Below are 24,927 nucleotides of genomic sequence, written 5' to 3'. Positions count from 1 at the left end.
CGGCGCGACCACCTCGTCAGCGGAAGACCGACTGCCTCTTCATCAGCAACGAGTAGAGCGTCTGCTGGATCGTCTCGCGCACCTGGTCGGTCACGTTGAACACCAGCATCGGGTCGTCGGCGGCCCCCGCCTCGAACTCGTCGGTGCGGATCGGCTCGCCGAACTCCAGCAGCCACTTCGACGGCAGCGGCACCAGCCCCAGCGGGCCGAGCAGGGGGAACAGCGGCGTGATCGGGATGTAGGGCACGCCGATCAGCCGCGCGAGCGAGGGGACGTTGCCGACCAGCGGGAAGATCTCCTCGGCGCCGACCACCGACAGCGGCACGATGGGTACGCCGGTGCGCAGCGCCGCGGACACGAAGCCGCCGCGCCCGAAGCGCTGGAGCTTGTAGCGCTCGGAGTAGGGCTTGCCGATGCCCTTGAAGCCCTCGGGCCACACCCCGACCAGCTCGCCGCCGCGGAGCATCCGCTCGGCGTCCTCGTTGCATGCCAGCGTCGCCCCGCCCTTGCGGGCCATGGTGCTGACGACGGGCAGCCGGAAGACCAGGTCCGCCCCGAGCGGCCGCAGGAAGCGGCCGGTGTGGTCGTGGATCGAGACCATCGTCATCAGGCCGTCGACCGGGACCGTGCCGGAGTGGTTGGAGACGACCAGGGCGCCGCCGTCGGTGGGGATGTTCTCCGCGCCGCGCACCTCGATGCGGAACCACTTCTCCGCGATCGGCCGCAGCGCCGCCATGAAGAACCGCTGGGCGATCTCCTGGTCGAAGCCGTACTCGTCGACGGCGTAGTCGCCGGTGACCCGACGTCGCAGGAACGCCAGGAAGCGGGCCAGCTGGGGTTCCCACTGCTCGCCGAACACCTCGCGGGCGGCGTGCTGGAAGGCGGCCAGCCAGTCCGAGGTGGGGATGCCGTGCAGCGGGGCCCGGTCGCGGGTGGTGACGGGCGCCCGCTCGGGCACCACGGTGGGCTCGGCGGTGGCGGGCTCCGCCGTCTCGTCGGTCGAACCGGGTCCGGGCTCCGGTCGCTGGGCCGCAGCCCGGCGCTCGGCGGGTGCCGGCTTGCCGCCGTTGGCCAGGCTGCGCGCGGCGGACGAGGGCTGCTTGCCGGTGCCCCGGCCGGGGCGGCCGCGGGTCCCGATGGGGATGATCTCGGCGTCACCCATGACCGGCTCCGATCGGTTCCTCGACGGGCGGCAGGGCCCGGGCGACCCTGCCGAGTGCCTTGTCGGTCAGGCCGCCGGTCGGCGGCAGCACCGACCCGAAGTCGGCGAAGGCCTCGGCGGTGGAGAAGGCGGGCTCGAACTTGAGGACCTCGCGCATGGCGCGGGTGTCGACGCCCCGGCCGTAGGTGAGGAAGGCCATCTGCTCCGGTGAGAAGTCGGCGAGCCGGGCCGAACGTAGCGCCGAGCCCAGGCTGCCGACCGCGAAGGTCGGCATCGGGAGGGACGGGCGCTGCAGGCGGCGGATCGCCTGGGAGAGCATCAGCACGCCGTCGCCGGCCACGTTGAAGGTCCCCGGGACCTCGTGGGACACCGCGTGCTGGAGCGCGGCGAGCAGGTCCTGCTCGTGCAGGAACTGCAGGCGCGGGTCGTGCCCGAGGACGGTCGGGATGACCGGCAGCCGGAAGTACGACGTGATCGGGCTCGTGACGTGGGGGCCGATGACGTTGGCCGCCCGGAGCATGGTGACCCGGACGTCGGGTCGACGGCGCGCGAAGCCGCGGACGTAGCCCTCGATCTCGGCGACGTCCTTGGCGTAGCCCGCGCGAGGCGCGCGGCGCGGCTCCATGTCCTCGGTGAACATCGCCGGGTCGCGGCTGCTGGCGCCGTAGACCGTCGTCGTCGACTTCACGACGAGGTTCTGGAGCCCGGGCGCCTTCTGGCACGCAGCGAGCAGCTGCATCGTGCCGATGACGTTGAGCTCCTTCATCGTGTTGCGTCCCCCAGCGGTGCCGGGGGTCGAGATCACGCTCATGTGGACGACGGTGTCGACGTCCTCCTTCGCGATGATCTTCGCGATGACGGGGTTGCGGATGTCGGCGCGGACGAACGAGACGTCCCCGATGTCACCGCGCGGCGGGACCACGTCCACGCCGATCACACGCTCGACGGCAGGGTCGGTGGCGACGGCTCGCGCGAACCGTCGGCCGAGGTCGCGGGAGACCCCGGTGACCAGGACTACTCTGCCGACCCTGCCCATCGCGCGAGGGGCCTACTTGCCGAGCTTGCGGCGCTGCACGCGCGTCTTCTTGAGCAGCTTGCGGTGCTTCTTCTTGGCCATACGCTTGCGCCGCTTCTTGATGACAGAACCCACGGGACACCTTTCACATGCTGTGTGGTCGCACCGGGAACACCCGGAGGACCCGGACAGCCTATAGGCCCGTGCGAGACAGGCAGAATCCAGCGGACCGAAGTCCACGATGTGGGGTCTGCACGACCGGGCGGACCCGGTCAGCGGGCCACGTCAGCCGGCGCTGTAGAAGCTCTTGCGGAGGTACTCGTTCGCGTCCTCCTCACGGACGCGGAACGAGCGGCCCACGCGGACGGCGGGCAGGTCGCCGTTGTGGACCAAACGGTAGACGGTCATCTTGGAGACGCGCATCATCGCGGCAACCTCGGCAACGGTCAGGAACTTCGCTTCGGAGATGTCCCCGGACGAGTTGGTAGCCATCGTGCACCGACTTTCTTTGCGACGCGCCACCGGCTTCCCCACCGGTGATTGCACGCGTTCGCGCACGGTGAGAATAGAGCCTGATGTGACTCATGGGGAAGAGGTTCACTAGAGCAACTTGTGTTGCCCCGGCGTGTCCCCTTGCACTCCCCACCAATTCTTTACTTGTGTCCCACTGTTGCACGTTCAGGGCAACGGATCGAGCCCATGCCAGGGGAAGATCTCGGTCCGGGTCGCATGGATGGCCCGGTCCAGCCAGGTCTCGGGGTCGTAGCCCTCCGACCAGTCCCGCCACGCGGGGTTGCGACCGTCCGTCATCCGGTACGGCGGGGTGCGCTGCAGACCGTCGCGGACGTAGGCCCGCCAGCCGTCCGGGGTGTCGGTGGCGGGATCGAGCGGGCGGCCCCCCACGATCGCCAGCAGGTGGGTCCAGGCCCGCGGGACGACCTCGACCAGGGCGTAGCCACCGCCCCCGGTGACCACCCAGCGGCCGCCGGCCACCTCGTGGGCCAGCTCGTGGAGGGCGAGGTACGCCGCGCGCTGGCCGTCGACGGTCAGCATCAGGTGCGCCAGCGGGTCCTCGATGTGGGAGTCGCAGCCGTGCTGGGTCACCAGCACCTCGGGGTCGAACTCGCGCAGCAGCGGCGGCACCACGGCGTGGAACGCCCGCAGCCACCCGGCGTCGCCGGTGCCGGGCGGCAGCGCGACGTTGACCGCGCTCCCCCGGGCCTCCGGCCCCCCGGCGTCGTTCGGGAAGCCGGTGCCGGGGAAGAGCATCTGCCCGGTCTCGTGCAGGCTGATCGTCAGCACCCGCGGATCGTCCCAGAAGATCCGCTCCACGCCGTCCCCGTGGTGCACGTCGATGTCGACGTACGCCACCCGTTCCGCACCCTGGTCGAGCAGGTACTGGATGCCGACGGCCACGTCGTTGTAGATGCAGAAGCCACTGGCCCGGTCCCGCATGGCGTGGTGGAGGCCGCCGGCGATGCTGACCGAGTGCAGGCTCTCACCGGTCCAGACCTGTCGGAACGCCTCCACGCTGGCCCCCACGATGTGGGCCGCGGCGTGGTGCATGTTGCGGAAGGTCGGGTTGTCGTCTGTCCCGAGCCCGAACTCCTCGTCGAGGACCCCCGGGACGGTGCCGGCCCGCTCGACCGCCGCGATCAGGCGGGGGTCGTGGACGGTCGCGATCCGTGCCTCGTCGGCGATCGGCGCGGGCACGGTGCGCAGCCCGTGGTCGAGCACCCCGAGCTCCTCGGCCAGCCGCATCGTCAGGTCGACCCGGATCGGGGACATCGGGTGCGCGGGACCGAAGTCGTACTCCGTGAGCGACCTGTCGAAGACGACCGTCGCAGGTCCGCAGCACTCAGGCATGGGGGCACCGTACCCGGCTGGCAGGCGCCCCGATCCGTCGCGCCACCCGGTGGTCCTGTGCCAGACTCGACCCGTGCGCACGATCGCCTCGGTCCTCCGGACCGGCCAGTGGTGGCCCGCCTGACGGCGGACCACGTTCGAAGCACGCACTTCACCGGCCGCCCTCGAGGCGGCCGCTTCCATCTCCAGGTCCTGCGGGACCGTGGTCGCCCCGGGGCCCTCACCCCAGGAGCACGACCATGACCACCACGCCCACCCGCAGGCTCTCCCTCCTCACGCCGTCAGGCAGGCTGACCCTCGGCAACCTGCTCGGCGCGATCGGACCGATGGCGCACCGCCAGGACGACGCCTACTACGGGCTCTCGGACCTGCACGCGATGACCACCACCCACGACCCGGAGCTGCTGCGGTCGCGGACCGTCGAGATGGCCACCCTGCTGCTGGCCGCGGGGCTGGACCGGGCGACGCTCTTCCGGCAGAGCCAGGTGCCCGCCCACGCCCAGCTCGCCTACCTGCTGGAGTGCACGGCGTACACCGGGGAGCTGAACCGGATGGTGCAGTTCAAGGAGAAGGGCCGGGGCCGGGACTCGACGCGGGTGTCGCTGTACACCTACCCGGTGCTGATGGCGGCCGACATCCTGCTCTACCGGCCGGCGGTGGTCCCGGTGGGCGAGGACCAGCGTCAGCACGTCGAGCTCACTCGCGACCTCGCGGTCCGCTTCAACCGCGCCTACGGGCAGGTGTTCACGGTCCCGGAGATCACCACGCCGTCGGTCGGCGCCCGGGTCATGGACCTGTCCGACCCCACCCGGAAGATGAGCAAGTCGGCCGACGCCGCCGGGTCGATCTTCCTGCTCGACGCCCCCGACGTGGTCCGTCGCAAGGTGTCGCGCGCGGTCACCGACTCCGAGGCCGGACCGTCCGCGGTGCGCGCGGACCGGGAGTCCAAGCCGGGCGTGACCAACCTGCTCGAGGTCCTGGCCGCCTGCGGCGGCTCGGCCGACGGCATCACGACGTACGGCGCGCTGAAGCGAGCGGTGACCGAGGCGGTGGTGGCCACGCTGGAGCCGATCCGGAAGAGGTACGCCGACCTGGCGGCCGACCCCGCGCACGTCTCGCAGGTGTACGCCGACGGCGCGGCGCGCTGCCGGGAGGTGACCGCCCCGCTGCTCGCCGCCGCCGAGGCCGCGATCGGGCTCGGCCCCCACGGGTGATCGGGCGCTGGTGCGGTCTCAGTCGAGCAGGCTGGCGCGGACGAGGTGCGCGGCCTCGAGCGGTCGCTCCAGGGACGGCAGGTGCCCCGCCCAGGGCAGCTCGACGAGCTCGGCGTGCGGGAGGACCCGGGCCAGCTCGCGCGCCGTGTCGACGAAGAACAGCAGGTCGTGGCCGCCGACCACCACGGTGACCGGCATCGTCAACCGGTCGAGGTCGACGGGCAGCTCGGCGTTCTCGACGTCCCCGGCCTCGACCTGGTGCTGGAACACGCCACGCTGCATCTTCCACACCAGCTCGCGCGAGTCGTCGGGGGCCTCCGGGCCCAGGAACGTGGCCACGTTGAGGTCGGTGGCCGCGTCGAGGTCGCCGGACTCGACGAGGTCGCCCTCCTGCCGCCAGAAGGCCCGCAGCCGCTCGTCCGGGTCGGCCACCTCCGCCAGCGGGTCGAGCAGGACGAGCCGTTCCACGCGCTCGGGCGCGGCCGAGGCGACCTGGAGCGCCACCCAGCCGCCGTACGACGCGGCGACGAGCGCGCAGCGGTCGACGCCGAGCTCGTCGAGCAGCGCCAGCACGTCACCGGCGTCGGAGTAGGAGGCGCCCGGCTCGAGCGGGGTGTGGCCGTAGCCGCGCAGGTCGCACCGGACGACGCGGTGGCCGGGCACGAGCTCGGCCACCTGGACGTCCCACATCCGCAGGTCGGCGACGCCGGCGTGCAGCAGGACCACGGCGGGTCCGGATCCCTCGACCCGGTGATGGAGGTTCGTCATGCCGCGATCGTGGCACCGCCCGGGGACGGGCGCACCCCCGTTTCAGCCCATGAAGGCGGCGACCACCCGGCCGAGCTCGTCGCCCGCGTCCTCCTGCAGGAAGTGCCCGGCGCCCGCGACGACCGGGTGCTCGAGGTCCGCCGCGCCGGGGACCAGCTTGCGCAGGATCGGGGCCATCGCGCCGGTGATCGGGTCGCCGTCGCTGAAGGCGGTCAGGAACGGCTTGTCCCAGCGGGTCAGCACCTCCCACGCGGCCCGGTTGGCCTCGCTGGCCGGGTCGTCGGGCCGGGTCGGCACCAGGGTGGGCATCACCCGCGGGCCCACCTTCGAGGCCTCGTCGGGGAACGGCGCGTCGTACGCCGCGCGGGTGGCGTCGTCGAGGCCACGCGCGCAGCCGGCGGCGACGAGCCGGCCGACGTCGAGCACCTCGACCTTCTCGACGGCGTTGCGGAACATCCACCAGACCTCGGGCATGTCGAAGTCGCCGGTGGGCAGGCCGGCGTTGGCCGCCACCACGCGGGCGAAGCGGTGGGGGTGCTCGGCGACCAGCCGCAGCCCGATCAGGCCGCCCCAGTCCTGCCCGACCAGGGTGGCGTCGCGCAGGTCGAGGTGGTCGAAGGCGAGCGCCCGCACCCACTCCACGTGCCGGGCGAAGGAGTGGTCCCCCGGGCTCAGCGGCTTGTCGGAGCGGCCGAACCCGACCAGGTCGACCGCGACCGCCCGGATCCCCGCCTCGGCGAGGACTCGCATCACGTGCCGGTACAGGTAGGCCCAGGTCGGCTCGCCGTGCAGCAGCAGCGCGACCGGACCGTCCGCCGGGCCGGCCTCGACGTACGCCATCCGCAGCGCACCACCGTCGCCGTCGGGCACCTCGGCGTACTGCGGTGTCCAGGGGAGGTCGGGCAGGTCGGCGAAGCGGGCGTCCGGTGTCCGAAAGTTCTCCATGGCGGCCAGTCTGGCAGGCCCGCATCAACGTCGAGTCGGCGCAAACTCACCCGGAAATCGGCTCGAGTCGGCGCAAAGTCGTGAGATGTGCTCACGACTTTGCGCCGACTCGTGCTGAGCGCGGGAGCTTGCGCCGACTCGGCTCAGGAGCCCTCGGCCAGCGCGCGGGAGCGGTCCCGGGCGGCCTCCATGGCCGCGAGGAACGCCGCGCGCACCTTGTGGATCTCCAGCTCGCGCAGCGCGGCGGCGGTGGTGCCGGCGGGCGAGGTGACCTGCTCGCGGAGCACGACGGGGTGGGAGCCGGTCTCGCGCAGCATCTTGGCCGAGCCGACCACGGTCTGGACGACCAGGTCGGTGGCGGTCGCGCGCGGCAGGCCGAGGTGGACGCCGGCCTCGATCATCGACTCCACCACGAAAAAGATGTAGGCCGGTCCGGAGCCGGAGATCGCCGTGACGGCGTCCTGCTGGCGCTCGGGGATCCGGAGCACCCGGCCGACCGAGGCCATCAGCGCCTCGGCCTCCTCGAGGTGGCCCTCGTCGCAGTGGGAGCCGGGCGAGATGGCGGCCATGCCCTCGTCGACCAGGGCCGGGGTGTTCGGCATCACCCGGACCACGGCGACGCCCTCGGGCACCCGCGACTCGATGAAGGCGGTGGTGATGCCGGCGGCCAGCGAGACCACCAGCTGCCCGGGGCGCAGCTCGCCGGCGATCTCGGCGAGGAGGTCGCCCATGTCCTGGGGCTTGACGACCAGCGCGAGGGTGTCGGCCTTGCGCGCGGCCTCGACGTTGGAGACCACGGCGACGCCGTACCGCTCCTCGAGCTCACGGGCGCGCTCGGCGCGCTTCTCCCCCACGAGCAGGTTGTCGACGCGGCGACCGGCGCGGACGAGCCCCGACAGCAGGGTCTCCCCCATCACGCCGGCGCCGAGGATGGCGGTCTGTGCCTGCTCGGTCATCGCTCGGCCCTACTTCTTCGAGATCAAGGACTTCAGGAAGAACGACAGGTTCTGCGGGCGCTCCGCGAGGCGCCGCATGAGGTAGCCGTACCACTCGAGGCCGTAGGGGATGTAGACGCGCATCGTCTCGCCGCTCTCCGCGAGCCGCTTCTGCTCGTCGGGGCGGATGCCGTAGAGCATCTGGAACTCGTAGGACCCCTGCGCGCGGCCGTACCGGCTCGCGAGCGAGGAGGCGATCTCGACCATCCGCGGGTCGTGGGTGGCGATCATCGGGTAGCCCTGGCCGGCCAGCAGCACCTTGAGGCAGCGGACGTAGGACTTGTCGACGTCGAGCCGCTCCTGGAACGCGACCGACTCGGGCTCCTTGTAGGCGCCCTTGCACAGGCGGACCCGGGACCCCTCGTAGGCGAGGGCGCGGCAGTCGGCCTCGGTGCGGTGGAGGTAGGCCTGGAGCACTGCCCCGGTCTCCGGGAAGTCCTTGCGCAGCTCGCGCAGGATCGCCAGCGTCGAGTCGGTGGTGGTGTGGTCCTCCATGTCGAGGGTCACCGTGGTGCCGGCGTTGCGGGCGGCCCGGCAGATGGTGCGGGCGTTCTCCAGCGCGATCTTGTTGCCGTTCTCCGGCAGCGCCTGGCCGATCGCCGAGAGCTTGACCGACACCTCGGCGTTGCGGGTCAGGCCGCGGGCCCCGAGCTGCTGGAGCAGGTCGAGGTAGGCCGCCACGGTCGCCTCGGCCTGCTCGGCGTCGAGCGTGTCCTCGCCGAGGAAGTCCAGGGTCGCGCGCAGCCCGTCGTCGACCAGCCCGGCCGTCGCGTCGACGGCGGACTCGGTGGTCTCGCCGGGGACGTAGCTGGTCACGATCCCCGAGGAGACGGGCATCGTGCTGACGAGCTTCTTGACCTTTTCGCTGCGGGCGAGCAGCAGGATCGGCTGGCGGAGCAGGGACATGCGGCACAGGTTACGCCGTGCGACTCGGAAGGCACCAAGCGGCGAGAACCCTCCCGGAGGCGGTCTCAGGCGGTACGCCGTCGCAGGGTCGCGGCGCCGAGGGCCAGGCCGGCGAGCGCGAAACCGGCCACGATCGCGACGTCCTGCCAGACGTCGGCGGTGCTCGCGCTGGTCGTCAGGTGCTGCATGGCGTCGACGGCGTACGACAGCGGCAGCACGTCGCTGACCTTCTCGAGGAACGTCGGCAGCTCCGAGCGCGGCACGAACAGCCCACACAGCAGCAGCTGGGGGATCAGCAGCGCGGGCATGAACTGCACGGCCTGGAACTCGGTCTGCGCGAACGCCGACACGAACAACCCGAGCGCGGTGCCGAGCACGGCGTCCGCGACGGCGACGACGGTCAGCAGCCAGACCGGACCGAGCACGTCGAGACCGAGCAGTCCGACACTGGTCGACACCGCCAGCACCGACTGGAGCGCGGCGACCAGGCCGAAGGCAATGGCGTAGCCCACCAGGAAGTCGAGCTTGCCCATGGGCATGGACAACAGCCGCTCGAGGGTGCCGCTGGCACGCTCCCGGAGGGTGGTGACGCTGGTGACCAGGAACATCACGATCACCGGGAAGATCGCCAGCAGCGCCGGGCCGATCCGGTCGAAGATCGCCGGGTCGGACGCTTCGTACATCCACCAGAGCAGCGAGATCAGCAGGCACGGCAGCAGGAGCAGCATCGCGAGCGTGCGGTGGTCGCGGCGCAGCTGGGTCAGCACGCGGGTCGCGACGGCGAAGGTGATCCGGGGCGTCATCGGGGCCCCCGCGGAAGCGTGAGCACAGTGAGCGGTCTCGTGGGGTGAAGGGTCATGCCACGTCCTCCTCGACGATGGCGAGGAACGCCGACTCGATGTCGTCGGCGCCGGTCTTCTGGCGGATCTCGGAGGGCGACCCGTCGGCGATGATCCGGCCGTCGCGCATCAGCAGCAGCCGGTCGCAGCGGTCGGCCTCGTCCATGACGTGGCTGGAGACGAAGACCGCGGCGCCCTCGTCGGCGAGCCGGTGGAACAGCGCCCACAGGTCGCGCCGCAGCACCGGGTCGAGCCCGACGGTGGGCTCGTCGAGCACCAGCAGGTCGGGCTTCCTCAACAGGGCGACGGCGAGGCTGACCCGGGAGCGCTGCCCGCCCGAGAGCCGGCCGACCACCTGCTCGCGCTGCTGGCCGAGGTCGACGGCCTCGAGCGAGGCGTCGGCCTCCGCGCGGCCGACACCGAGCACGCGGGCGAAGAAGGTGAGGTTCTCGGCCACGGTGAGGTCGTCGTACACGCTGGCGGCCTGGGTGACGTAGCCGATCCGGTCGCGCAGCGGGCGGCTGCCGGCCTCGAGGCCGAACGCCGTGACGGTGCCGGCCCGCAGCTGCTGCACGCCGACCAGGGAGCGCATCAGCGTGGACTTGCCGCAGCCGGACGGGCCGAGCAGGCCGGTGACGCCGCCGCCGATGCTGATGTCGAGGTTGCGCAGAACCTCGTGGCCACCGCGGACCACGACCAGGTCCCGCACCTCCACCGCGTTTTTCATCATGTGTTGAATTGTGCGTGCCAGCGGCGCCCGGCGCAAGAGACCGGTCAGGGGAAACTGGTGCTTGTCAGGTGGACATCCCCCTGACAAGTGCCACTTTCCCCGGGCGCCCGGTGAAACTGCGCCCTACGGCAGCGGCTCGGCGAGGTACCGCTGCAGCGTCGGCCCGTACACCGCGACCAGGTCGTCGGGCGCCATCGAGGCGAGCGGCTCGGCGCGGAGCAGGTAGCGCAGGATCACGACGCCGACCATCTGGGACGCGACCAGCGCCATCCGGCGGTCCGGCTCGTCGATGCCGAGCGCGCGACCGACCGGCGCGAAGACCATCTGGAGCACGCCGTCGCGCAGCAGCCGCTGGCCGCTCGGCTCGGCGAGGCCGCGCACCAGCGCCAGCAGGGACTGCTGGTTCTGCTCGTCGTCCCACACCCCGAGGAAGACCCGCAGCAACCGCTCCCCGGCGCCGCCGAGGCCGCCCTCGGCGACCGGCACCAGCGCCGCGCGCGGGTCGATGGGCAGCTGAAGGGCGGCGAGGAACAGGTCGTCCTTGGTGCCGAAGTAGTGGTGCACGAGCGCGGCGTCGACACCGGCGGCGGCGGCGACCGCGCGGATCGACGTACCGCCGTACCCGGAGGAGGCGAACAGCTCCCGGGCCGCGCCGAGGATCGCCGCGCGGGTGTCCGGGGCCCCCGGCCGCCGACCGCGGCGGGCCCCGGCGCCGGCTCCGGCGCTGGCGCTGGCCCCGACCCCGGCGCCGTTCACGACGTCGTCACCGCGGAGTGCTCCCGCGCGAACTGCAGGGACTCCAGGAGGTCGCGCTCGCGTTCCTCGCGACTCCCGCACTTGCGGGTGTTGATCTCGACCACGATCTCGCCGGCGAAGCCGGTCCCGGCCAGGTGCCGCAGGAACGGCGCGGCCCCCGTCGTCCCGCGACCGGGGACCAGGTGCTCGTCCTTGGCCGAGCCGGTGCCGTCGGTGAGGTGGATGTGACGCAGCCGGTCGCCGAGCCGCCGGGCCATGTGGATCGGGTCCGAGTGGGCGATGGCGGCGTGCGAGAGGTCGATCGTGGTGTTGGCGTAGGTCTCCGCGGAGGGGTCCCACCCGGGGAGGTACATCTCCATCCCGCGCCGCGAGGAGGCGCGCCACGGGTACATGTTCTCCACCGCGAACGCGATGCCCGTCGACTCCTCCAGCGCCGCGATGCCGTTGACGAAGTCGCGGGCGTACTCCTTCTGCCACCGGAACGGCGGGTGCACGACGACCACCTCCGCGCCGACCGCGGCCGCCATCTCGGCCGAGCGCTCGAGCTTGCCCCAGGGCTCGGTGCCCCAGACCCGCTGGGTGAACAGCAGGCACGGCGCGTGGATCGCGCAGATCGGCACATCGTGGTGCTCGGAGAGCTGCTTGACCGCGGAGGTCTGCTGGCTCAGCGAGTCGATGCCGACCATCACCTCGACGGCGTCGTAGCCGAGCTGCGCGGCGTACCCGAATGCGTGCGCCGACGACTCGGGGTACACCGAGGCGGTGGAGAGGCCGATGCGCGGCACCGTGGTCACCCGAGCACGCTGATCTGGTCGAGGCGCTCGAGGATGACGCCCTCGCGCAGCGCCCACGGGCAGATCTCCAGCTCGTCGAGGTCGAAGATGTCCATCGCCGCCTCCGCGACCAGGGCGCCGGGCACGATCTGGTGGGTCCGGCTGGGCGAGACGCCGGGCAGGTCGGCCAGCTCCTCGGGCGTCATCGCCACCAGCTTGGGGATCCACTCGCGCAGCTCCTCGCGCGGCAGGCTGCGCGGCACCAGCGGTCCGTCCCCGGAGGGCGCCGCACCGCAGATCCGCGCCAGCGACCGGAACGTCTTCGAGGTGGCCGCGGCGTGGTCGGGGCTCCCGGCCCGGAGCAGGTGCCCGGCGTCGCGGGCGATCTCGGCGCGGATCTGCTTGCGCAGGCTCCGGATCGCCTCGTCGTCGGGCGGCCCGCCGCCGAAGAACTGTCGGGCCAGCCGGCCGGCGCCCAGCGGCAGCGACCAGGCCACGTCCGGGGACTCGTCGGCACCCCCGGCGATCTCCAGGGAGCCGCCGCCGATGTCGAAGACCGCCAGCCGGCCGGCCGACCAGCCGAACCAGCGGCGTACGGCGAGGAAGGTCAGCCGCGCCTCGTCCTCGCCGGAGAGCACCTCGATGCGCACGTCCGTGGACTCGTGCACGTGGTCGAGGACGGCCTCGGAGTTCACCGCGTCCCGGACCGCGGAGGTGGCGAAGGCGAGCATGTCCTCGCAGCCCTTGTCCTCGGCGACCACGAGCGCCTGCGCGGTGAAGGCGGTCAGCGCATCGATGCCGGTCTGCGAGACCGCGCCCTCGCCGTCGAGGTGCTCGGCGAGCCGCAGCGGCTCCTTGTAGGAGTACGCCGGCAGCGGCGCGGCGCCGCCGTGGGCGTCGACCACGAGCAGGTGCCCCGTGTTGGACCCGATGTCGAGGACGCCCAGACGCATGGCACCACGCTACCCGGCACGTAGTGTGGTGGCGTGCCCGAAGTCGATCTGGTGTTCCCACGCGCGTACGTCGAGTTCGCGGACCCCGCCGACGACTCGCAGGTGATGCGCTGCGACCTGACCTGGCTCACGTCGAGCTACATGTGCATCTTCGGCCAGGGCTGCCAGGGCATCTACGCCGACGCCCCCGACACCGGCTGCTGCACCCTCGGCGCCCACTTCGCCGACAAGGGCGACGAGCGGCGGGTGGCGGCGTTCGTCGACGAGCTCGACGAGACCCAGTGGCAGTTCAAGCCCGCTGGTCGTGCGGTGAAGAAGTCGGACTGGATCGAGACCGACGAGGACGGTGACCGCAAGACCCTCACCGTCGAGGTCGACGGCCAGCGCGCGTGCGTGTTCCACAACCGCGCCGACTTCGCTCCGCCGAACGGGCGGGGCGGCGCCGGCTGCGCGCTGCACGGGCTGGCGCTCGAGCAGGGCCGCAACCCGCTGGAGACCAAGCCGGACGTGTGCTGGCAGCTGCCGATCCGGCGGACCTTCCGCGAGGTCGAGCGCCAGGACGGCACGACGTACACCGAGGTGTCGATCGGCGAGTACGACCGACGCGGCTGGGGCCCCGGCGGGCACGACCTGGACTGGTACTGCTCGGGCAACACCGAGGCGCACGTGGCGCTGGAGCCCGTCTACCTCACCCACGAGCCGGAGCTGACCGAGCTGATGGGCAAGGCGGCGTACGACGAGCTGGTGCGGCACTGCGAGGCGCACGTGCGGTCGCGCTCGGCGCTCGCGCTGCACCCTGCCGACCCGCGCTGACCCGCCCGCCGGAACGTCTCGACGTCAAGAGACCCCGACCCCGATGCGCGGCGCGCGAATCACGTTGTCGAGAATGCTTGACATGCGCCTGGACCATCTTTCTTACGCCGCAGGACCGGATGGCCTCGCCAGCACTGCCCAGCGCATCGGGGGACTGCTCGGCCGGGACTTCATCGACGGAGGCGTGCACCCACGCTTCGGGACCCGCAACGTGATCATGCCGCTGGCTGACGGCACCTACATCGAGATCGTCGAGGTGCTCGACCACCCGGCGTCCGACAAGGCCCCCTTCGGCCAGGCCGTGCGGGCGCGCTCCGCGCTCGGCGGCGGCTGGCTCGGGTGGGTCGTCGCGGTCGACGACATCGCGACCGTCGAGACCCGGCTCGGTCGCGAGGCGGCCGTCGGCAGCCGGCACCTCCCGGACGGCACCGAGCTGCGCTGGAAGCAGATCGGCGTCAACGGGCTGATCGCGGACCCGCAGCTGCCGTTCTTCGTCGAGTGGAGCAGCCCGGCGGCGCTGCACCCCAGCAACGGCGCCGACCCGGCGTACTCCCTGGCCTGCCTGGAGATCGCCGGCGACCCGCAGCGGGTCAGCGAGTGGCTCGGCGAGACGGTCGAGGCGCCGCTGGAGGACGTCAAGGTCGAGTGGGTCGCCCCGCACGGCACGCCCGGCATCATCGCCGCGCAGGTGCAGACCCCCAACGGCCTGGTTCGAATCTGACCGGGTCGAGACCGACCCCGCCGCCGGGCGCGGTGCCGAGCCCGAACATCTGGCACCACACCGCGACCTACGAGGTGGAGAACCGCGCCGTCGACCCCGACGGACGGCTCGAGGCCGCGATGACGTCCGTCCTCGGCGGAGGCGGCTGGGCCCAACGGTCGGTCCTCGACCTCGGCTGCGGCACCGGGTTCCACCTCCCCCGCTTCGCCGCCACGGCCGCGACGGTGACCGGCATCGAGCCGCACCCCGACCTCGCGGCGCTGGCCCGGCGTCGTACCCGTCGGCTCGACCACGTGGCCGTGCTGACGGGGACCGCCCAGGCGCTGCCGCTGCCCGACGCGTCGGTGGAGGTGGTGCACGCCCGGTGGGCGTACTTCTTCGGCCCCGGCTGCGAGCCCGGCCTCGCCGAGCTCGACCGGGTCGTACGCCGCGGCGGCACGGCGTTCGTCATCGACAACGACCCGACCCGCTCGACGTTCGGGGCGTGGTTCCGCCGCAGCTACCCGCACCTGCCGGCCCCCGAGGTCGTCGAGCGCTTCTGGTCCACCCGGGGCTGGACCCGGGTCCCCGTCGACATCCGCTGGTCGTTCTCCTCGCGGGCCGACCTCGAGAGCGTCGTCCGCATCGAGCTCACCCCGGAGGTGGCCGAGGAGGCCCTCGCCGGCCACGAGGGCACCGAGGTGGACTACGCCGTCAACCTCTGGTGGCGCGGGTTCTGACCTCACCTGTCAGGGAGAACCGGCGCTTGTCAGGTGGTCTGCCCCCTGACAAGTGCCACTTTCACCGGCCAGCCGGAAAGTGCCCGCCCCTAGCTGGAGCCGCGGACGGCGAGCGTGGGGGTGAGCAGCACGCCCTTGGGGGCCTGGTGGGGGTGGCCGAGCAGGCCCTCGAGGGCCTTGACGATCTCGACGGCCACGTCCTCCAGCGGCTGGCGCACCGAGGTCAGGCCCGGCGGCACGACCTGAGCCACCTGGGAGTCGTCGAAGCCCACCACGGCCACGTCACGTCCGGGGGCGAGGCCGCGCTCGGCCAGCGTGTGCAGCACCCCCATCGCCAGCGTGTCCGAGGCGCACACGAAGGCGCTGGGGTGCGCCTCGTCGAGGAGCACGGCGCTCGCCTCGCGGCCGCTGGCCACGGTGTCCTCGACCCGGGACGCCAGCCCCGTGGTCGGCAGGTCCCGGGAGCGCAGCGCCCGGCTCCACCCCGAACGCCGGTCCTCGCCGATCCGCGAGTCCTTGCGCCACCCGATCCAGGCGATCCGCTGGTGTCCCCGGTCGAGCAGGTGGGTGGTGGCCAGGTCGGCGCCCGCCGCGCCGTCGACGTCGACCCACGGATGGGTGCCGTCGGGGTTGTCCCACGGCCGGCCGAAGGCCACGAAGGGGGCCCGGCGCGACTCGAGCCACGCCGCCTGCGGGTTGCCGAGGTAGGTGTCGGTGACCACGAACGCGTCCACGGCGGTCGAGCGCAGCAGGTCGTCGTACCCGTCCAGCGGGTCGAGGTGGCTGCCCGCGAAGAGCAGCACGTGGTAGCCGGCCTCGCCGGAGGTCTCCACCAGCGAGTGGACGAAGCGGTCCATGGTCGCGTTGGCGGTGCCCTCCTGCGCCGGGTTGATCCGCATCCCGATCAGGTGCGAGGAGCGGGTCCGCAGGTTGCGGGCGGCCCGGTTCGGCGAGTAGCCGAGCTCCTCGATCGCCTCCTGCACCCGGGCGAGGGTGTCGGTCCGCAGCAGGTCGGGGTTGTTCACGGCGTTCGACACCGTCTGGCGCGAGACACCGGCACGCTCGGCGACATCGGCGAGCGTCGGCGGAGGCGCAGGGACGCGCCCCAGGCTCCTCGTCATCCGATCGTCCTCCCGCACACGTCACCACCCGTCCCCCGCAGGACTGGAACGTTCCAAGCGGATCATAACCGGACCGTCCCCCGCTTCACCCGCACGAGTGACCCTCGGGTTGTCGGCGCGGTGCCCTAGCGTTCCCGCCATGCCGAAACCGTCACGCCCCGCCTTCCGCTGCTCCGAGTGCGGGTGGGAGACCGCCAAGTGGGTCGGGCGCTGCGGTGAGTGCCAGGCCTGGGGCTCGGTCGCCGAGGCCGCCGCGCCGGCCACCCGGGCCGCGGCCGCGCCGGTCACCCGGCCCGCGGTGCCGATCGGGCACGTCTCGGTCGAGGACTCGACCTTCCGCTCCAGCGGGGTCCCCGAGCTCGACCGGGTCCTCGGCGGCGGGCTGGTGCCAGGCGCGGCGATCCTGCTCGCCGGGGAGCCCGGGGTCGGGAAGAGCACGCTGCTGCTGGAGGTCGCGGCGCAGACCGCCCGCTACCAGCGCCGCACGCTGTACGTCACCGGCGAGGAGTCCGCCTCCCAGGTCCGGCTCCGCGCCGACCGCACGGGCGGCGTGCACGACGAGCTGTTCCTCGCCGCCGAGACCGACCTGGGCGCGGTGCTCACCCACATCGAGCAGGTGCGGCCCACGCTGCTGGTCGTCGACTCCGTCCAGACCATCGGCGCCTCGGGCGTCGAGGGTGTCCCCGGCGGGGTCACCCAGGTGCGCGAGGTGGCCGCCGCGCTGGTCCGGGTCGCCAAGACGCGCAACATCACGACCGTGATGGTCGGCCACGTCACCAAGGACGGCTCGATCGCGGGTCCGCGCGTGCTCGAGCACGTGGTCGACGTGGTGCTCCACTTCGAGGGGGACCGCAACTCGCGCTTCCGGATGGTCCGGGCGATGAAGAACCGCTTCGGCCCGATCGACGAGGTCGGCTGCTTCGACCTGTCCTCGGAGGGCATCAGCGCGGTGACCGACCCCACGGGCCTGTTCGTGGAGAACCACCACGCCCACGTGCCCGGCACCTGCGTCGCGGTCACGATGGAGGGCCGCCGGCCGCTGCTGGCCGAGGTCCAGGCGCTGGCGACGCCCACCGCGAGCGAGCGACCCCGGCGTACGACCTCGGGCCTCGACGGGTCACGGGTGGCGATGGTGCTGGCGGTGCTCCAGCAGCACTGCGGGATCCGGCTGCACGCCCACGACGTGTTCGCGTCCACCGTCGGCGGAGCCCGGCTCTCGGAGCCGGCCAGCGACCTCGCGGTCGCGGTGTCCCTGGCCTCCGCGACGACCGGACGGCCGGTCCCCGCCGGTGTCGTCGCCATGGGGGAGATCGGCCTGGCCGGCGAGCTGCGCCGGGTCCGCGACCTGCCCCAGCGGATCGCCGAGGCCGCGCGCCTCGGGTTCCGGGTCGCGGTCGTGCCGATGGAGCCCGGCGAGCGCGTTCCCGGCAACCTGCGCCCCGTCGACCACGTGCACCCGGTGCCGAACATCGACGGGATGCGGGTGGTGAGCGTCCCCGACATCGCGGCCGCACTGCAGATGCTCAAGCTGGCCCGCGCCGAGCAGGGGCCGCGCCCGGTCTGACCACCGCGGACCGGGTCGCCGGCGGGTTGTCCGGCGAACCGTGTTCGACGTCACGCGATGCTCCCCTAGACTGGGGTCGCGGCCGACCCTTGCCGCAGCCGGAACGGAGGGAACGGCGTGGTGGCCACGGACCGCTCGGACGAGACGTTGCGCCTGCGCGCCGCGCTCGCATCCATCGCCCCCGGCACCGCCCTGCGCGACGGCCTCGAGCGCATCCTCCGGGGTCGCACGGGCGCCCTGATCGTGCTCGGCCACGACAAGACCGTGGAGTCCATCTCCACCGGCGGCTTCACCCTGGACGTGCCGTTCACCGCGACCGGCCTGCGCGAGCTGGCCAAGATGGACGGCGCGATCATCGTCGACAAGGACGTCACCCGGATCTACCGGGCCGCCGTCCACCTGATGCCCGACCACACCATCCCGTCGGAGGAGACCGGCACCCGCCACCGCACCGCCGACCGGGTCGCCCGGCAGACCCACTACCCCGTCATCTCGGTGTCCCAGTCGATGCAGATCATCGCGGCCTACGTCGGCGAGACCCGGCACGTCCTCGAGGACTCCGGCCAGATCCTGTCCCGCGCCAACCAGGCGCTCGCCACGCTCGAGCGCTACAAGCTGCGCCTCGACGAGGTCGCCAGCACTCTCTCGGCACTCGAGATCGAGGACCTGGTGACGGTCCGCGACGTCGCGGTCGTCGCCCAGCGGCTGGAGATGGTCACCCGGATCGCCCGGGAGATCGAGGACTACGTCCTGGAGCTCGGCACCGACGGCCGGCTGCTGTCGCTGCAGCTCGAGGAGCTGATCACCGGTGTGGACGCCGAGCGCGAGCTGGTGATCCGCGACTACCTGCCGGCCGGGCGACGCACCCGGACCCCCGAGGCGCTGCTGCAGCGGCTCGAGTCCCTCTCCCCCACCGAGCTGGTGGACCCGGCCGCCGCGGCCAGGGCCCTCGGGCTCGGCACCGGCGAGCACCTCGACGGCGCCGTGGCGCCCCGCGGCTACCGGCTGCTGGCCAAGGTCCCGCGGCTTCCTCCCTCGGTCGTCGACCGGCTGGTCGACCACTTCGGGACCCTGCAGAAGCTGCTCTCCGCCGGCATCGACGACCTGCAGGCCGTCGAGGGCGTCGGCGAGCTGCGGGCGCGGAGCGTGCGCGAGGGACTGTCCCGCCTGGCCGAGTCGACGATCCTCGAGCGCTACGTCTGACGCCTGCCGCCGGACGTCACGCGTCGGGCGACGTCAGGCGTCAGTCGGTCGAGCCGGAGGGCGAGGTCACCGGGCGGCCGGAGGGCTTGCCCTGCTGAGGATTCTGCTGCGGGCTCTGGTGGGGTGACGGAGACCGGGTGATGACCGGCGCCGTGGGGGCCTTCAGCTCGAACTGCTCGTCGGTCGGCTCGCCCGCGAGCGCGGCCACCTCGACGTGGTAGAAGCCGGGCAGCGCCCACTCCGTCAGCCGGGAGCACTCGTCGTCGGAGCGCCGGGCGTTCCAGGTCACGCCGACCGAGGTCGTGGAGTCGCGGCGCAGCACCATCTCGCGGCCGATGATCGCCCGGGGGCACTGCCGGGTCGACCAGATGTCGTCCTTGCCCGAGGTGACCTTGAGGGTGAGCGTGTCCCGGGAGACCTCCCAGGTGCAGGCCTCGGACTCCACGGTGCTCAGCTTCAGCGAGATGTGCACGTCGCGGCCGGCGACGGCGTCCTTCACCTCGGGGCTGACCAGGACATCCTCGTCGGCACACGGACCGTCGGGCTCGGCGAGCACGGGCGCCTGGCTGGTGTGCTTGCCGCCTGCCTTGCCCTGGCCCGGACCCGTCGCGGCGGGCGTCGTGAGCGCGCTCGTGGGCGCGGACGTCGGCGTGGTCTGGTCGGCGGCCACCTGGGCGGCCTCCTCCGAGGCGGAGGAGGCGTCACTGCCGCCTCCCAGCAGCCGGGCGAACGCGAAGACGAGCAGCAGCGCGGTGCCGAGGACCATGACGCGACGCCGCCAGTACACGCGGGCCGGCAGCGGACCACGGGTGAGGGACGACATGGGCGCAACGCTAGCCAGCGCACCGCCGAGGTTGGCGGTGCCACACCGGCACGACGGCGTCACGGGTGACCTTTCGGCCCCCGGCTTCGCGACGACCCGCCCGACCGCCGAGAATGACCGCGATGAGCGATCTGCACGAGCCGGTCCTGGCGTGGTACGACGAGCACGCGCGCGAGCTGCCCTGGCGTTCGACGGCGGCCGGTCCCTGGTCGGTGATGGTGTCGGAGTTCATGCTCCAGCAGACGCCGGTCGCCCGGGTCCTCCCGGTCCACGAGCAGTGGCTGCGCCGGTGGCCGACCCCGGCGGCGCTCGCGGCCGAGACGGCCGGGGAGGCGGTCCGGGCGTGGGGCCGGCTGGGCTACCCGCGCCGGGCGCTGCGGCTGCACGCCGCCGCCACCACGATCGTCGAGCGGCACGGCGGCCAGGTGCCCGCGTCGTACGACGACCTGCGCGCGCTGCCCGGCATCGGCGACTACACCGCGGCCGCGATCGCGACCTTCGCGCACGGCCGGCGACACGTGGTTCTCGACACCAACGTGCGGCGGGTGCTCGCGCGCGTGGCGACCGGCGAGGAGTTCCCGGCCGCCGGCGTGACGAAGGGCGAGCGGACCCTGGCCGCGGAGCTGCTCCCCGAGGACGAGCCCACCGCCGCGACCTGGTCGGTCGCGGTCATGGAGCTGGGCGCCCTCGTCTGCACCGCCGCCAACCCCCGGTGCCCGGCCTGCCCGCTGGCCGACCTGTGCGCGTGGCGGGCGGCCGGCCACCCGGCGTACGACGGGCCGCCCCGCAGGGCGCAGGCCTGGGCGGGCACCGACCGCCAGTGCCGCGGCCGGCTGCTCGCGGTGCTGCGCGACACCGAGGGCGAGGTCACCGCGGCCCGGCTGGACGCGGCCTGGTCCGAGGAGCTGCAGCGAGCCCGCTGCCTGGCCGGCCTGGTCGAGGACGGCCTGGTCGTCCGCACCCCGCGCGGCACCTACGCCCTGCCCTGAGGGTCGGCCCCGGGACGTCGTCGGAGGTGGTCGCCCGGACCGCCACCACGGATGACGTCCCCCCGGGCATGACAGACGGGCCGGCCGCCGGAGCGACCAGCCCGTCTGACGTCGTCTGCTGCTGCGGTCAGTCGGTGGACTTCGGGACGTCCTTGGGACCCTCGGTGTCGTCCGGTCCCTCGACCGCGGCCTCTCCCGACCCGACCTCGGCGGTCTCGAACGGCGGCAGGTCCGGCAGCTCGCCGACCTTCTGCCCCTTGAAGGTGAAGGTCGCTGTCGGGCCCTCGCCCTCGACGTCCACGAGCACGATCTGGCCGGGGCCGACCTCGCCGTAGAGCATCTTCTCGGCGAGGGTGTCCTCGATCTCCCGCTGCACGGTGCGGCGCAGCGGCCGGGCTCCGAGCACCGGGTCGAAGCCCCGCTGCGCAAGCAGGTTCTTCGCCGACTGGGTCAGCTCGAGCTGCATGTCGCGGTCCTTCAGCCGTGTCTCCACCGCCGCGATCATGTTGTCCACCATCGAGATGATCTGCTCCTGCGAGAGCGGCGGGAACACGATGATCTCGTCGACGCGGTTCAGGAACTCGGGACGGAAGTGCTGCTTGAGCTCCTCCTGCACCTTGCCCTTCATCCGCTCGTAGGAGCCCGCCGCGTCGCCGGTCTGCTGGAAGCCGAGGTTGACGCCCTTGGCGATGTCCTTGGTGCCGAGGTTGGTGGTCATGATGATGACGGTGTTCTTGAAGTCGACCACCCGGCCCTGGGAGTCGGTCAGGCGACCCTCCTCCAGGATCTGCAGCAGGCTGTTGAAGATGTCCGGGTGCGCCTTCTCGACCTCGTCGAACAGCACCACCGAGAACGGCTTGCGCCGCACCTTCTCGGTCAGCTGGCCGCCCTCCTCGTAGCCGACGTAGCCGGGAGGCGAGCCGAACAGCCGCGAGACCGTGTGCTTCTCGCCGAACTCGCTCATGTCGAGCTGGATCAGCGCGTCCTCGTCGCCGAAGAGGAACTCGGCCAGCGTCTTGGACAGCCAGGTCTTACCGACGCCGGAGGGGCCGGCGAAGATGAACGAGCCGCCGGGACGCTTCGGGTCCTTGAGACCCGCGCGGGTACGACGGATGGCCCGGGAGAGGGCCTTGACGGCCTCCTCCTGGCCGATGACGCGCTTGTGGAGCTCGTCCTCCATCTTGAGCAGCCGGGTGGACTCCTCCTCGGACAGCTTCACGATCGGGATGCCGGTCGCCACGGCGAGCACCTCGGCGATCAGCTCCTCGTCGACCTCCGCGACCTCGTCCATGTCGCCCGCGCGCCACTGCCGCTCGCGCTCGGACTTCTTGGCGATCAGCTGCTTCTCCTCGTCGCGCAGGCGCGCGGCGGCCTCGAAGTCCTGGCCGTCGATCGCGGCCTCCTTGCGCTGCCGCACGTCGCCGATCTTCTCGTCGTACTCGCGCAGGTCGGCGGGGGCTGTCATCCGGCGGATCCGCAGCCGCGAGCCGGCCTCGTCGATGAGGTCGATCGCCTTGTCGGGCAGGAACCGGTCGGAGATGTAGCGGTCGGCCAGCGTGGCCGCGGAGACCAGCGCCTCGTCGGTGATGGTCACCCGGTGGTGGGCCTCGTAGCGGTCCCGCAGGCCCTTGAGCATCTCGATCGTGTGCGCGATCGAGGGCTCGGCGACCTGGATGGGCTGGAAGCGGCGCTCCAGCGCGGCGTCCTTCTCGAGGTACTTGCGGTACTCGTCGAGCGTCGTCGCCCCGATGGTCTGGAGCTCACCGCGGGCCAGCATCGGCTTGAGGATGCTGGCCGCGTCGATCGCGCCCTCGGCCGCGCCGGCGCCGACGAGGGTGTGGATCTCGTCGATGAACAGCACGATGTCGCCGCGGGTGCGGATCTCCTTGAGCACCTTCTTCAGGCGCTCCTCGAAGTCACCGCGGTAGCGCGAGCCGGCCACCAGGGCGCCGAGGTCGAGCGTGTAGATCTGCTTGTCCTTGAGCGTCTCGGGCACGTTGCCCTTGACGATGTCCTGGGCCAGGCCCTCGACGATCGTCGTCTTGCCGACGCCCGGCTCGCCGATCAGGACCGGGTTGTTCTTCGTACGGCGCGACAGGATCTGCATGACGCGCTCGATCTCCTGCTCCCGGCCGATGACCGGGTCCAGCTTGCCCTCGCGGGCGTCCTGGGTGAGGTTGCGCCCGAACTGGTCCAGCACCAGCGAGGACGACGGGGCGTCGCTGGAGGAACCGCTCGCGGCGGCGCCCGAGGACGCGGACTCCTTGCCCTGGAAGCCCGAGAGCAGCTGGATGACCTGCTGGCGGACCCGGTTCAGGTCGGCGCCCAGCTTCTGCAGCACCTGGGCCGCGACGCCCTCGCCCTCACGGATCAGGCCGAGCAGGATGTGCTCGGTGCCGATGTAGGAGTGGCCGAGCTGCAGCGCCTCGCGCAGGGACAGCTCGAGCACCTTCTTGGCGCGCGGCGTGAAGGGGATGTGGCCGCTGGGGGCCTGCTGGCCCTGGCCGATGATCTCCTCGACCTGGGCCCGGACGGCCTCCAGCGAGATGTCGAGGCTCTCGAGCGCCTTCGCGGCAACGCCCTCACCCTCGTGGATCAGGCCGAGCAGGATGTGCTCGGTGCCGATGTAGTTGTGGGAGAGCATGCGGGCCTCTTCCTGGGCCAGCACGACCACCCGGCGGGCTCGGTCTGTGAACCGCTCGAACATGCTCAAGTCTCCTCAGGAGTTCGGGGCCGTCCCGTTCAGGGGCGACGGGATCGGACAGTTGAACTAACCCCTCTCCCAGCCTACGCGTTCCCGGAATGCCTGTATCCACGCTCCGCTCTGAGCGAACAGGACCGACGAGTCGGCGCAGCCGCCCGGCATCCGGGGGCTGCGCCGACTCGGTACGGGATCAGTGCGCGGCGTCGAAGGCCTCGCGGACCTCGGCGGAGACGCGGCCGCGGTCGGGGACGTCGTAGCCGTTGGAGCGGGCCCAGTCGCGGATCTCCCTGGCGCTCGGGCCACTGGCGGCGGCCGCGGACCCCGAGGACCGGCGGCCCCCGCGGCGCGAGGCGGAACTCACCTTGCGGGCGTGGCCGACGAACTCGGCCAGCGCGTCGCGCAGGCGGGCGGCGTTGGCGTCGTTGAGGTCGATCTCGTACGACGTGCCGTCGAGGCCGAAGGACACCGACTCGGTCGCCTCGCTCCCGTCGAGATCGTCGACGAGAACGATGTGGACCTTCTGAGCCATGGCAATACCTCTGTTTCTTTCAAGGAAAGACCGTTAACGAATTGATCATGCCACGCTCTTAATTGTCGGCGCTAACTCCCCGCCGAAATCTGCGTATCGAAGGTGAACGAGAACTCGACGCGCTGCCGGTAGTGCACGAGCGTTCTCACGTCACCGATATCGGCGAGTCCCGCAGCCTGCGCGACGTCGACAATTCGGCGCTCGAAGTCCCGGAAAGCGGCCGGGCTCATCGGCTCGCCGGTGGCCGTGACCTCGATCCGGGTACCGGGATCCTGGCCGTCGGCCCTCCACGACACCGCGTCCAGCGTCGCCTCGTCGGCGACCGGGGCGTCGGCGAACGCGGCCCGGAACGCGGCGACCTCGGCCGCGCAGTCGTCGTCGGCGCACGGGACCGCCCCGGAGCTGCTCGCCGCGCCGCTGGTGACCGACTCGGTGTCGTCGCGCCGGCCCCGCTCCGGCTCGGGAACGACGACCACGTCGACCCGGTCGACGGGCTCCACGCCGCTGTCCTGGTAGATCGTGGAGAGCGCTGCTGCCACGCGGCGCGCCTCGGACTCGGTGCGGACCGAGGCGTGGACGTCGACGCCGCCACTGGCGCCGTGGTCGACGTTGTAGAACCGCCACGCGCGCTCCACCGAGGTCACCCGCGGCACCTGCCGCGCCTCGTCACCGACGGCCCGGAGCGCCGCCGGGCAGCTCTCACCGGGACACGACAGCGACTCCTGGACGGCCGTGCACGCGCCGGCGAGCGAGGCCAGCGCGGCCACGGCCGCGAGACCGGGGACCACCCGCATCCTGACTCCTCCCGAGACCACGTGA

General features: G+C 72.3%; 26 protein-coding genes. 7 read left to right on the top strand and 19 right to left on the bottom strand.

The features are described 5' to 3' along the window. Positions 1 to 16: 16 nt before the first annotated feature. From ABD268_RS13875 to ABD268_RS13855, 5 genes are all read right to left on the bottom strand, one after another. Positions 17 to 1,162, bottom strand: a complete 1,146-nt coding sequence (locus ABD268_RS13875) for a lysophospholipid acyltransferase family protein (RefSeq protein ID WP_344153111.1) — start codon at positions 1,160 to 1,162, stop codon at positions 17 to 19. Further along, entirely contained in the window at positions 1,155 to 2,198 is a 1,044-nt protein-coding gene (locus ABD268_RS13870) for an NAD-dependent epimerase/dehydratase family protein (RefSeq protein ID WP_344153108.1), read from the bottom strand. Before ABD268_RS13870 ends, ABD268_RS13875 begins: the two co-directional genes overlap by 8 nt. Positions 2,199 to 2,210: 12 nt before the next feature. After that, positions 2,211 to 2,312 (bottom strand): 30S ribosomal protein bS22, encoded by a 102-nt coding sequence (locus tag ABD268_RS13865; protein ID WP_008356322.1) that lies wholly within the window; start codon positions 2,310 to 2,312, stop codon positions 2,211 to 2,213. 150 nt (positions 2,313 to 2,462) lie between these two features. Then, positions 2,463 to 2,669, bottom strand: coding sequence for a helix-turn-helix domain-containing protein (locus ABD268_RS13860; protein ID WP_344153105.1), 207 nt, complete (start codon positions 2,667 to 2,669; stop codon positions 2,463 to 2,465). Between the two features lie 186 nt (positions 2,670 to 2,855). Then, positions 2,856 to 4,043, bottom strand: a complete 1,188-nt coding sequence (locus ABD268_RS13855; protein ID WP_344153102.1) for an acetoin utilization protein AcuC — start codon at positions 4,041 to 4,043, stop codon at positions 2,856 to 2,858. A gap of 239 nt (positions 4,044 to 4,282) precedes the next feature. Between ABD268_RS13855 and trpS the strand changes: the two genes are divergently transcribed. Beyond that, entirely contained in the window at positions 4,283 to 5,257 is a 975-nt protein-coding gene (trpS, locus tag ABD268_RS13850; RefSeq protein ID WP_344153100.1) for a tryptophan--tRNA ligase, read from the top strand. An 18-nt stretch (positions 5,258 to 5,275) separates the two neighbouring features. Here the strand turns inward: trpS and ABD268_RS13845 are convergent, their stop codons facing one another. From ABD268_RS13845 to ABD268_RS13805, 9 genes are all read right to left on the bottom strand, one after another. Beyond that, positions 5,276 to 6,025: an alpha/beta fold hydrolase gene (locus ABD268_RS13845; protein ID WP_344153097.1), complete on the bottom strand. Its 750-nt coding sequence runs from the start codon at positions 6,023 to 6,025 to the stop codon at positions 5,276 to 5,278. A gap of 42 nt (positions 6,026 to 6,067) precedes the next feature. After that, the gene (locus ABD268_RS13840) at positions 6,068 to 6,970 is read right to left on the bottom strand and encodes a haloalkane dehalogenase (protein WP_344153094.1); all 903 of its coding nucleotides are present in this window, start codon (positions 6,968 to 6,970) and stop codon (positions 6,068 to 6,070) included. A 143-nt stretch (positions 6,971 to 7,113) separates the two neighbouring features. After that, complete coding sequence (proC, locus tag ABD268_RS13835; RefSeq protein ID WP_344153091.1) at positions 7,114 to 7,926, bottom strand: pyrroline-5-carboxylate reductase; 813 nt, start codon at positions 7,924 to 7,926, stop codon at positions 7,114 to 7,116. Between the two features lie 9 nt (positions 7,927 to 7,935). Continuing rightward, a complete protein-coding gene (locus tag ABD268_RS13830) occupies positions 7,936 to 8,871 on the bottom strand; it encodes a proline dehydrogenase family protein (RefSeq protein WP_425573726.1) in 936 nt (311 codons plus the stop codon). A gap of 65 nt (positions 8,872 to 8,936) precedes the next feature. Then, positions 8,937 to 9,674 carry an ABC transporter permease gene (locus tag ABD268_RS13825; protein ID WP_344153089.1) on the bottom strand — a complete coding sequence of 246 codons (738 nt, stop codon included), beginning with the start codon at positions 9,672 to 9,674 and terminating at the stop codon, positions 8,937 to 8,939. A 52-nt stretch (positions 9,675 to 9,726) separates the two neighbouring features. After that, entirely contained in the window at positions 9,727 to 10,440 is a 714-nt protein-coding gene (locus ABD268_RS13820) for an ABC transporter ATP-binding protein (RefSeq protein ID WP_344153086.1), read from the bottom strand. 123 nt (positions 10,441 to 10,563) lie between these two features. Beyond that, positions 10,564 to 11,196 (bottom strand): TetR/AcrR family transcriptional regulator, encoded by a 633-nt coding sequence (locus ABD268_RS13815; protein WP_344153083.1) that lies wholly within the window; start codon positions 11,194 to 11,196, stop codon positions 10,564 to 10,566. After that, positions 11,193 to 11,981: a sugar phosphate isomerase/epimerase family protein gene (locus ABD268_RS13810; RefSeq protein WP_344153441.1), complete on the bottom strand. Its 789-nt coding sequence runs from the start codon at positions 11,979 to 11,981 to the stop codon at positions 11,193 to 11,195. Before ABD268_RS13810 ends, ABD268_RS13815 begins: the two co-directional genes overlap by 4 nt. A 5-nt stretch (positions 11,982 to 11,986) precedes the next feature. Continuing rightward, the gene (locus ABD268_RS13805; protein ID WP_344153080.1) at positions 11,987 to 12,922 is read right to left on the bottom strand and encodes a Ppx/GppA family phosphatase; all 936 of its coding nucleotides are present in this window, start codon (positions 12,920 to 12,922) and stop codon (positions 11,987 to 11,989) included. Positions 12,923 to 12,955: 33 nt separating this feature from the next. Between ABD268_RS13805 and ABD268_RS13800 the strand changes: the two genes are divergently transcribed. From ABD268_RS13800 to ABD268_RS13790, 3 genes are all read left to right on the top strand, one after another. Then, positions 12,956 to 13,735, top strand: a complete 780-nt coding sequence (locus ABD268_RS13800; RefSeq protein ID WP_344153077.1) for a DUF3109 family protein — start codon at positions 12,956 to 12,958, stop codon at positions 13,733 to 13,735. An 82-nt stretch (positions 13,736 to 13,817) separates the two neighbouring features. Continuing rightward, positions 13,818 to 14,456 carry a VOC family protein gene (locus tag ABD268_RS13795; RefSeq protein ID WP_344153074.1) on the top strand — a complete coding sequence of 213 codons (639 nt, stop codon included), beginning with the start codon at positions 13,818 to 13,820 and terminating at the stop codon, positions 14,454 to 14,456. A 32-nt stretch (positions 14,457 to 14,488) separates the two neighbouring features. Beyond that, positions 14,489 to 15,175 carry a class I SAM-dependent methyltransferase gene (locus tag ABD268_RS13790; protein ID WP_344153071.1) on the top strand — a complete coding sequence of 229 codons (687 nt, stop codon included), beginning with the start codon at positions 14,489 to 14,491 and terminating at the stop codon, positions 15,173 to 15,175. A gap of 89 nt (positions 15,176 to 15,264) precedes the next feature. Here the strand turns inward: ABD268_RS13790 and ABD268_RS13785 are convergent, their stop codons facing one another. Continuing rightward, the gene (locus ABD268_RS13785; RefSeq protein ID WP_344153068.1) at positions 15,265 to 16,296 is read right to left on the bottom strand and encodes a LacI family DNA-binding transcriptional regulator; all 1,032 of its coding nucleotides are present in this window, start codon (positions 16,294 to 16,296) and stop codon (positions 15,265 to 15,267) included. A 139-nt stretch (positions 16,297 to 16,435) separates the two neighbouring features. Between ABD268_RS13785 and radA the strand changes: the two genes are divergently transcribed. Together radA and disA are read left to right on the top strand one after the other, a co-directional pair. Next, positions 16,436 to 17,860 (top strand): DNA repair protein RadA, encoded by a 1,425-nt coding sequence (radA, locus tag ABD268_RS13780; protein ID WP_344153065.1) that lies wholly within the window; start codon positions 16,436 to 16,438, stop codon positions 17,858 to 17,860. A 120-nt stretch (positions 17,861 to 17,980) separates the two neighbouring features. After that, positions 17,981 to 19,063 carry a DNA integrity scanning diadenylate cyclase DisA gene (disA, locus tag ABD268_RS13775; RefSeq protein ID WP_344153438.1) on the top strand — a complete coding sequence of 361 codons (1,083 nt, stop codon included), beginning with the start codon at positions 17,981 to 17,983 and terminating at the stop codon, positions 19,061 to 19,063. Positions 19,064 to 19,103: 40 nt separating this feature from the next. Here disA and ABD268_RS13770 read toward each other — a convergent pair whose 3' ends face one another. Next, the gene (locus ABD268_RS13770; RefSeq protein ID WP_344153062.1) at positions 19,104 to 19,886 is read right to left on the bottom strand and encodes a hypothetical protein; all 783 of its coding nucleotides are present in this window, start codon (positions 19,884 to 19,886) and stop codon (positions 19,104 to 19,106) included. 122 nt (positions 19,887 to 20,008) lie between these two features. Between ABD268_RS13770 and ABD268_RS13765 the strand changes: the two genes are divergently transcribed. After that, a complete protein-coding gene (locus tag ABD268_RS13765; protein WP_344153059.1) occupies positions 20,009 to 20,875 on the top strand; it encodes an HhH-GPD family protein in 867 nt (288 codons plus the stop codon). Positions 20,876 to 21,002: 127 nt separating this feature from the next. On the opposite strand, the gene ABD268_RS13760 is transcribed toward ABD268_RS13765, so the two are convergent. The 3 genes from ABD268_RS13760 to ABD268_RS13750 all read right to left on the bottom strand — a co-directional run bounded on the left by ABD268_RS13760 (position 21,003) and on the right by ABD268_RS13750 (position 24,902). Further along, positions 21,003 to 23,582 carry an ATP-dependent Clp protease ATP-binding subunit gene (locus ABD268_RS13760; protein WP_344153056.1) on the bottom strand — a complete coding sequence of 860 codons (2,580 nt, stop codon included), beginning with the start codon at positions 23,580 to 23,582 and terminating at the stop codon, positions 21,003 to 21,005. Positions 23,583 to 23,769: 187 nt separating this feature from the next. Then, on the bottom strand, positions 23,770 to 24,108 hold the full coding sequence (locus ABD268_RS13755) for a histone-like nucleoid-structuring protein Lsr2 (protein WP_344153053.1): 339 nt from the start codon (positions 24,106 to 24,108) through the stop codon (positions 23,770 to 23,772). A gap of 71 nt (positions 24,109 to 24,179) precedes the next feature. Further along, positions 24,180 to 24,902 carry a hypothetical protein gene (locus ABD268_RS13750; RefSeq protein ID WP_344153050.1) on the bottom strand — a complete coding sequence of 241 codons (723 nt, stop codon included), beginning with the start codon at positions 24,900 to 24,902 and terminating at the stop codon, positions 24,180 to 24,182. Between the last annotated feature and the right edge of the window lie 25 nt (positions 24,903 to 24,927).

Source organism: Nocardioides koreensis (assembly GCF_039531775.1).
GTDB classification, from domain to species: Bacteria; Actinomycetota; Actinomycetes; order Propionibacteriales; family Nocardioidaceae; genus Nocardioides; species Nocardioides koreensis.
Note: the sequence above shows the minus strand (reverse complement) of the source record. Positions and strands in the feature narration are given on the sequence as shown.

Bases quoted from the DNA above. Each gene is read 5' to 3' on its own strand.
- ABD268_RS13875 (WP_344153111.1), bottom strand. From the start codon at position 1,162: ATGGGTGACGCCGAGATCATCCCCATCGGGACCCGCGGCCGCCCCGGC.
- ABD268_RS13870 (WP_344153108.1), bottom strand. From the start codon at position 2,198: ATGGGCAGGGTCGGCAGAGTAGTCCTGGTCACCGGGGTCTCCCGCGAC.
- ABD268_RS13860 (WP_344153105.1), bottom strand. From the start codon at position 2,669: ATGGCTACCAACTCGTCCGGGGACATCTCCGAAGCGAAGTTCCTGACC.
- ABD268_RS13855 (WP_344153102.1), bottom strand. From the start codon at position 4,043: ATGCCTGAGTGCTGCGGACCTGCGACGGTCGTCTTCGACAGGTCGCTC.
- trpS (WP_344153100.1), top strand. From the start codon at position 4,283: ATGACCACCACGCCCACCCGCAGGCTCTCCCTCCTCACGCCGTCAGGC.
- ABD268_RS13845 (WP_344153097.1), bottom strand. From the start codon at position 6,025: ATGACGAACCTCCATCACCGGGTCGAGGGATCCGGACCCGCCGTGGTC.
- ABD268_RS13840 (WP_344153094.1), bottom strand. From the start codon at position 6,970: ATGGAGAACTTTCGGACACCGGACGCCCGCTTCGCCGACCTGCCCGAC.
- proC (WP_344153091.1), bottom strand. From the start codon at position 7,926: ATGACCGAGCAGGCACAGACCGCCATCCTCGGCGCCGGCGTGATGGGG.
- ABD268_RS13830 (WP_425573726.1), bottom strand. From the start codon at position 8,871: ATGTCCCTGCTCCGCCAGCCGATCCTGCTGCTCGCCCGCAGCGAAAAG.
- ABD268_RS13825 (WP_344153089.1), bottom strand. From the start codon at position 9,674: ATGACGCCCCGGATCACCTTCGCCGTCGCGACCCGCGTGCTGACCCAG.
- ABD268_RS13820 (WP_344153086.1), bottom strand. From the start codon at position 10,440: ATGATGAAAAACGCGGTGGAGGTGCGGGACCTGGTCGTGGTCCGCGGT.
- ABD268_RS13805 (WP_344153080.1), bottom strand. From the start codon at position 12,922: ATGCGTCTGGGCGTCCTCGACATCGGGTCCAACACGGGGCACCTGCTC.
- ABD268_RS13795 (WP_344153074.1), top strand. From the start codon at position 13,818: ATGCGCCTGGACCATCTTTCTTACGCCGCAGGACCGGATGGCCTCGCC.
- ABD268_RS13785 (WP_344153068.1), bottom strand. From the start codon at position 16,296: ATGACGAGGAGCCTGGGGCGCGTCCCTGCGCCTCCGCCGACGCTCGCC.
- radA (WP_344153065.1), top strand. From the start codon at position 16,436: ATGCCGAAACCGTCACGCCCCGCCTTCCGCTGCTCCGAGTGCGGGTGG.
- ABD268_RS13770 (WP_344153062.1), bottom strand. From the start codon at position 19,886: ATGTCGTCCCTCACCCGTGGTCCGCTGCCGGCCCGCGTGTACTGGCGG.
- ABD268_RS13765 (WP_344153059.1), top strand. From the start codon at position 20,009: ATGAGCGATCTGCACGAGCCGGTCCTGGCGTGGTACGACGAGCACGCG.
- ABD268_RS13760 (WP_344153056.1), bottom strand. From the start codon at position 23,582: ATGTTCGAGCGGTTCACAGACCGAGCCCGCCGGGTGGTCGTGCTGGCC.
- ABD268_RS13755 (WP_344153053.1), bottom strand. From the start codon at position 24,108: ATGGCTCAGAAGGTCCACATCGTTCTCGTCGACGATCTCGACGGGAGC.
- ABD268_RS13750 (WP_344153050.1), bottom strand. From the start codon at position 24,902: ATGCGGGTGGTCCCCGGTCTCGCGGCCGTGGCCGCGCTGGCCTCGCTC.